At 61.0% G+C, this 6,477-nt stretch carries 7 protein-coding genes; 4 read left to right on the top strand and 3 right to left on the bottom strand.

Features of this window, described 5'->3' with window-relative positions:
- A partial coding sequence (locus tag OXS49_RS32135; RefSeq protein ID WP_267428590.1) for a sugar transferase occupies nucleotides 1–220 on the top strand: 220 nt, incomplete at its 5' end.
- Nucleotides 221–922: 702 nt separating this feature from the next.
- Here the strand turns inward: OXS49_RS32135 and OXS49_RS32130 are convergent.
- The 3 genes from OXS49_RS32130 to OXS49_RS32120 all read right to left on the bottom strand — a co-directional run bounded on the left by OXS49_RS32130 (nucleotide 923) and on the right by OXS49_RS32120 (nucleotide 2,834).
- Nucleotides 923–1,279, bottom strand: a complete 357-nt coding sequence (locus tag OXS49_RS32130) for a stability/partitioning determinant (RefSeq protein WP_267428589.1) — start codon at nucleotides 1,277–1,279, stop codon at nucleotides 923–925.
- A complete protein-coding gene (locus OXS49_RS32125) occupies nucleotides 1,279–1,965 on the bottom strand; it encodes a ParA family protein (RefSeq protein ID WP_267428588.1) in 687 nt (228 codons plus the stop codon). Before OXS49_RS32125 ends, OXS49_RS32130 begins: the two co-directional genes overlap by 1 nt.
- A gap of 203 nt (nucleotides 1,966–2,168) precedes the next feature.
- Nucleotides 2,169–2,834, bottom strand: a complete 666-nt coding sequence (locus OXS49_RS32120) for a recombinase family protein (protein WP_267428587.1) — start codon at nucleotides 2,832–2,834, stop codon at nucleotides 2,169–2,171.
- 584 nt (nucleotides 2,835–3,418) lie between these two features.
- Here OXS49_RS32120 and OXS49_RS32115 point away from each other — a divergent pair.
- The 3 genes from OXS49_RS32115 to OXS49_RS32105 all read left to right on the top strand — a co-directional run.
- Nucleotides 3,419–4,273: a hypothetical protein gene (locus tag OXS49_RS32115; RefSeq protein WP_267428586.1), complete on the top strand. Its 855-nt coding sequence runs from the start codon at nucleotides 3,419–3,421 to the stop codon at nucleotides 4,271–4,273.
- 79 nt (nucleotides 4,274–4,352) lie between these two features.
- On the top strand, nucleotides 4,353–5,705 hold the full coding sequence (locus OXS49_RS32110) for an MFS transporter (protein WP_267428585.1): 1,353 nt from the start codon (nucleotides 4,353–4,355) through the stop codon (nucleotides 5,703–5,705).
- A gap of 455 nt (nucleotides 5,706–6,160) precedes the next feature.
- Nucleotides 6,161–6,477, top strand: a 317-nt coding sequence (locus OXS49_RS32105; RefSeq protein WP_267428584.1) for a porin, incomplete at its 3' end; no start/stop codon positions are given.

The following is a 6,477-nucleotide window of genomic DNA, read 5'->3' as shown; positions in this document are numbered from 1 at the left end:
GCCGGCCGAGGTCGCCCGCTACGGCCGCGCGTTCCAGACCTGCTTTGCTGTTCCGCCCGGGGTGACCGGGCTATGGCAGGTGTCGGGCCGCTCCGACACGAGCTACGCCGAGCGGGTGGCGCTGGATCTGGATTACGCCAGCCGCTGGAGCCTGCGCCGGGACATCGCGATCATGTTGCGCACCATCCCGGCGGTGCTGGCCCAGCGCGGCAGCCGGTAGTCCCTGATCAAGGAGGGCCGGCTCACGCTCGTCCTGCACCGGAGCGTTCTGGCACATGTGCCAGAACTGCATCGCGCCAGCAGCATAGGCAGTTAGACCGACAAGTACCCAACCCATGGTCGTATTCCTCGGTACTCCTAACGCGTCATCGTACTGATACGCTTAGTGTCAGGTAGTACCCTATTTTGCCAGCGAACGCTGGTTATATATCGTACAAATATATTCTAATTCGATCTCGTGCGGCAATTTAGTTCAGATAAGCCCCATTGGGGCGAGCGCGCACGTGATCCGCATGATCCGCACCTGCAGAGTTCAGAGAATGGTTCTCTGCTGCACTGCGAGAGCTACGTTGGCGGTGCGGGATCACAATAGCGTCATGGTCGCGTAGCCCTTCCGAGGGTGTTTCCGCCCAAGACTTCGGGCCGCTCCCTCGGGGGGCCTTTATTTGTCTGGGATCCCGCAGGTGCTGAAGGCCTGAGGCCCGCCCCCGGAGGGAGTGGGGGCGGGGCTCAGCTACGACTGTGCCAACGAGGCCGCGCACCAGAGGGCCCTGTCTTGGGAGCCGGCGCGTTGCTCTACTGGCAATCGGGCCATGCCCGGTCGCTGAAGCCAAGGTAAGGGGAAGAGGTGAATGCCCAGTTTCAGCGCCGGTTAGACAGGCCGAGCCTATGGCTTGCTCCCTAATAAGCTGGTAGCTACCAGCTATCGTTTCTTGACGGTGCTTTGCTCGAGCAACTCAACAGCGCGCTCAAACGCCTCGCCTAGGCCCCACCCGTTCGCATCCGCCACCTGGATGAAGGTCTCGATCGTCTCAGGCTTCAGCTTGAGATTTAGCTGAGCCGTGCGACCTGTCCTGCGTCGGCGCTGTTGTCGGGGCGGCGCCGTGATTGGCTCGCTTTTGACAGGCTCTCGGCTTCGGAAACCGGTGGCTTCCGCCGCTTGCCTCGTTGCCTCAGCTGTAGGCTTGTCATCTCGTGGCTTTGGCTTGGCCCAGGCTGAGGGGTCGATATCGTCGAGCTCATCGCCGAACCCGAGCGAAGTGCGCTCCTTGCCGGCCATCACGCTGCCGACCTTTCGTTCGCAGCTGCTTTGAGCTTCGACACCACCTCCCCCGCGAACTCGCGAGCGTTCTGGATCGCTTTTTCGAGATTGCTCGTCTGTGCTGCTGCAAGCCCCGCCAGCGTACCGCCGAAATCGAACAGGTCCTTGAAGGCCGCCCGCTCCACGATCGCCGTCTCGAACATGGCTATGCCGCTGGCCTGCAACTGCTCCTGCACGTTGCGCAGAGCACGGGAGGTGACGGCTGCTCCAGTGCGTGTGAGCAGGACCGCATGGGTGATCCGCCGACGAGACAGCTTCTCCGAGTTGCGGATGAGGCGGATGGTTTTGGCCGCGCCCTTCGCATCCATGCTGGATCCCTGCGTCGGGATCACCACTAAATCGGCCATGCCGATTGTGTTGGCTACCAATAAGCTAGCTGTTCCCTCCAGATCGACGATAACGAACGCTGCGTCGCGCTCAGCAGCGTCAATGGCGTCGACCACGCTCTCCTCGGTCACATCGCTGATGATGGTAACGTTCTCAGGCTTGCCAGGTAGCTTTGCCCACTGACTGATCCAACGCTCCGGATCGGCGTCGATGATGGTGACGGACGCTCCTTTAGTGGCAAGTTCGGTCGCCAGCAGCAGCGCGCTGGTCGATTTTCCGGACCCGCCCTTCGGGTTGGCGAAGGCGATGACGGGCATGGTTCCTCCGAGCTCGGATGTCTCTACGCAACACGTCACGCAGATCTTAACAGCTAACTAACAGATACCTTAAGCTACGCGATAGCTAGCCGCCGGCTGTTAGCTAGCAGGAAGCTACTGCATAGCTTCCTGCTAGCTAATGGTATCCAGTAGCTACCTGGTAGCTGTCTGATTACCCTGCTCTTACGCAAAACACGGCAATCTCACGCTTTTGCCAGCACCCTTTGGATCTGAGCGGCCGACCAGACGCCGCCCCGGGCTGCTGGGATCCCGCGAGTGTTCAGCGCCGCTGCGATCTGGCGCAGCGAGACCGCGCCTTCGGCCCGCAGGGTGGCGATGACCGGGACGAGGTCCCTGGCTCGTTCCTCGGACCGCTGAGTCTGACGCACCCTGCTGCGCACCTGGCCGGCTTCCCGGTTCGATAGGTTCTCCGGCTTGCCCAGCTGAACCCCTCGGGCCTTGGCGGCCGCCAGCGCGGCCTTGGTCCGGGTCGAGATCATCTTGCGCTCGGCCTGGGCGACTACCGCCATGATGCCGACCACCAGTTCGTTCGCCTCCGGCATGTCTGCCGCCACGAACCGCACCCCGGCCTTCTGCAGGTTCAGCAGGAAGGCTGCGTCGCGCGACAGCCGGTCGAGCTTGGCAATTACCAGCGTGGCACCGTGCAGCCGACAGAGGGCCATGGCTTCGGATAGGCGAGGGCGGTTGTCCCGGGATCCGCTCTCCACCTCGACCAGCTCGGCCACGTGGCGCCAGGAGCCGCCCGAGAGGAAATCGGCGACCGCTCGCCGCTGCGCCTCCAGCCCGAGTCCGGATCGGCCCTGCCGCTCGGTCGAGACCCGCAGGTAGGAGATGAAGACGTAAGACATGCTGGTTTTGCGGGGTGTCTCGTCCGATAGAACGGTCGTTTAACCGGATGAAACACCCGCCCGCGAGGACGCCAGGAACACACCGAGGCTTCCCCAAGCTAGGTCTCGAACCCATGTTAGGATTATCCGCCGTCACTGTGCTGGACGTGCGTGAGGCCAAGGGCGACAGGCGAAAGCCCAGCCGTTCGTGGGGCACGGCCTTCGAGAGCCAACCGCTATAAGTATCGAGAGAAGATGCATTCCACTCCCGGCGGAGATCTGCCGCTCAATGAATAAAATGCCGCACCTAAACTAGCCGCTGAGCTCATCTTCCGGCATGATCTGTGCAACGATGTTAGTCGACGCAGCGTGGCGTCCGACCGGTCTCGCACATCGCCTCGCGTTCACGACGCCGTGAACTGAGAAGTGCCCATTCTACCGGCATCTTAAGATCAATAATTAGCGTATTGCGTTCCAGGTAAGCAACTCACGCAGCGCTGCGTCCTACAAATACTTTGCTCGATCTAACGCCTCTTTCTGGCGATCGACGATCTGTGCTCAGATTTCTGTTAGTTGAAATCCCCTTCAATCACCGGAGATAGATTATGTCTGATCAAATCACGCTCGAAGACAACCATACTCTGCTCGTCAAGAACTCAGGCGTGCTGCAATCGAACGCTGCGACCTTAAAGGGCAATCATGAATTGCTGGAAGCCAATCATGATACGGTGGGAGCCAACAGCACGGCGCTCAAGAGCAACAACAAGATACTCGCAGCCAACGCCGAAACGATCGGCGAGAACCATGCGGCCTTGGAAGCTAACAAAGGTGTGCTGAAAGGTAATCATCAGTCGCTCGTCGCAAACGCTTCGGCAATTAAAGCTAATTCAACAGTTGTTGTTGCAAATAAGACCGCAATTGCCGGGAATAGCGAGAAACTCGGTGAGAATGCCGAGGCACTGGCAAAGAATGCTTCGGTTCTCGAAGCCAATAGCGCTACGGTTACGGGCAACAGCGAAGCCCTGGCCGGCAATCACACGCTTCTTGAGGCCAACAAGACCCTCCTGGGTGGCAACAAGAAGGTGATGGACGCAAATGCCGCTACGTTGGCCTCGAACCATCACACAATCGAAGCTAACAAGGCCAAGCTCGACGACAACCACACGCTGCTGGAGAGTAACCACTCGCTGATGAGCGGCAACCACTCGCTGCTCGAAGGCAACAAAGAGGTGCTCGAAGCCAATTCCGAGAAGATCGCTACCAACACCGACGCGCTGATGAAGAACCAATCCGTCGTGAAGGCCAATGCCACCACGCTCGCCGAGAATGCCGAGGTGATGGCCTCCAACCATGCCCTGATGGAGTCGAATGCCCGGCTTTTGAAGTCCAATGCTGAGATGATGCGCTCGAACCACGAGCTGCTGGTCGCGATCGCCCACAAGCTCGGCATCGCCGCCTGAGACTGCTCGACCCGTGCGCGACCCCTATCGCCGTGCACGGGACCTCGTGCCCTTTCAACGCGCTCAGGGAGCCTCCGACATGGCCTCACAGAAGGCGATCCGGATCGACCTCTTCAGTCTCAAAACCCCGCAGATGCGAGCCTTCCACCTGACTTGGATGGCCTTCTTCGTTTGCTTCTTCGCATGGTTTGCGACTGCTCCGCTGATGCCAATCATCGGCGCTGATCTCAAGCTTACCAGCGGGCAGATCTACAACATCACCATCGCCGGCGTGTTCGCGACCATCCTTGCCCGCATGGTGATCGGTCCGATGTGCGACAAATACGGACCGCGTATCACCTATACGATCCTACTAGCTCTTGGATCATTACCTGTATTTGGCATCGCATTCGCGTGGGACTACACCTCATTTCTGGTGTTTCGGCTTCTCATCGGCATCATCGGTGCGAGCTTCGTCGTCACTCAATATCATACATCGGTGATGTTCGCGCCAAACGTGGTCGGCACCGCCAACGCGACCGTCGGGGGCTGGGGTAATGCCGGCGGCGGGTTCACGCAGAGCGCGATGCCGCTCGTGGTCGGTGCCGCGGTGGCGTTCGGCGTCAGTGAAGGCGCAGGCTGGCGCTACTCGATGATCGTGCCGGGCGTGCTCATGCTGATCATGGCGGGTTTGTACTGGCGGTTCACGCAAGACACGCCCGAGGGCAACGTCCCAGATCTACGCCGCCGGGGGATCTCGGTCGATTGCGGCAAGAAGGGCGGCTGGGAGGTGATGAAGACCGCCGCGCAGAACTACCGTGTCTGGCTGCTCGCGGCCTGCTACGGAGCCTCGTTCGGCGTCGAGTTGTTTGTGCACAGCATCGCGGTCACGTACTATTACGATCACTATCACCTGTCAGTGGTCGATGCGGGGTACGCAGTCGGTGCGTTCGGACTGCTTGCGCTTTTCGCGCGGGCCCTTGGTGGCCTTTTGTCGGATCGCGTTGCCCGCACCAAGGGCCTCGACGGTCGTACATGGCTGCTGTTTGGCCTGATGCTGGGTGAAGGCATCTTCCTCGTCGCCTTTTCTCAGGCCGGTGCGGTCGGTTTAGCGATCACGGCCATGCTCGTGTTCGGCCTGTTCACGCACATGGCCTGCGGCTCGCTCTACGCGCTCGTGCCGTTCATTGATCGGAAGGTCCTTGGTGGCGTTGCCGGCATCATCGGCGCCGGCGGCAATATCGGTGGCGTCGCGGCAGGTTTTCTGCTCCGTGGTACCGGCAACGTGCAGCTCTGCTTTCTTATCCTCGGCTGTGCCGCGATCGCGTGCGCATGTGGAGCAGCTCTCATCCGGTTTTCGATCAAACATAAGCAGGACGAGCAGGCGCTCTACGACGCAGCCATCGCGCAGCGTCAGGCTCTGATGGGCGGCAGCGCGCCCGCCATGGCTTGATCCCTTCGATGACCTGAAGGAGGGGCGTCGGTAGGGGATGAGCAGCCCAGACCGATGCCCTCCTGATGCGAACGGTCAGCCCAATAAAACATGGGCTCACAATGAGGCTAGAGACGCGCCGCGGCTTCCCCACCAGCCGCGGCGTGGTCGGGTTGTGCGCGAGGACGGGCGAGCCGTGATGATGTGGCCGCCCGGCGCTCTGCGGGCAGCCGCTGATAGGAGGGCTTGCCACATCTGTGGCAGTGCAGCCACAGTTCCATTCAAACCAGAAGTGTCCGGGAGAAACCATGTGGCTGAGCGTAACAGTTCAGGCATGATCCCCTCCAGCAAGCCCCCACGATGTGAGAGCCTGCCGGAGCACGCCACCAAGACGCGGGCCCAAACAACAATGAGCGGTTTGACCTGAAAAATCAGGCAGTGCCGCGGTTACGGGTCTCGAAGTTTTGGGGTTGCTGATGAAGTTCCTGAAGAGTTCCCTCCTCGGATCCGCCGCCGCGTTCGCGGCAGTGGGCGCCGCGCACGCCGCCGACCTGCCGGTCAAGAAGGCCGTGCCGATCGAATACGTCCGCGTCTGTAGCGCCTACGGCGCCGGCTTCTTCTACATCCCCGGCACCGATACCTGCCTGCGCGTCTCGGGCCGCGCCCGGTTCGAGGGCGGATACCAGACCAGCTATACCCGCCAAGCCGGCGCGGCTGGTGACACGTCGGGCTACCAGGGCCGGATGCGCATCAACCTCGATGCCCGCACCCAGACCGCCTACGGCACCCTGCG

It is taken from the genome of Methylobacterium sp. GC_Met_2 (assembly GCF_026540795.1).
Taxonomy (GTDB): domain Bacteria; phylum Pseudomonadota; class Alphaproteobacteria; order Rhizobiales; family Beijerinckiaceae; genus Methylobacterium.
Note: the sequence above shows the minus strand (reverse complement) of the source record. Positions and strands in the feature narration are given on the sequence as shown.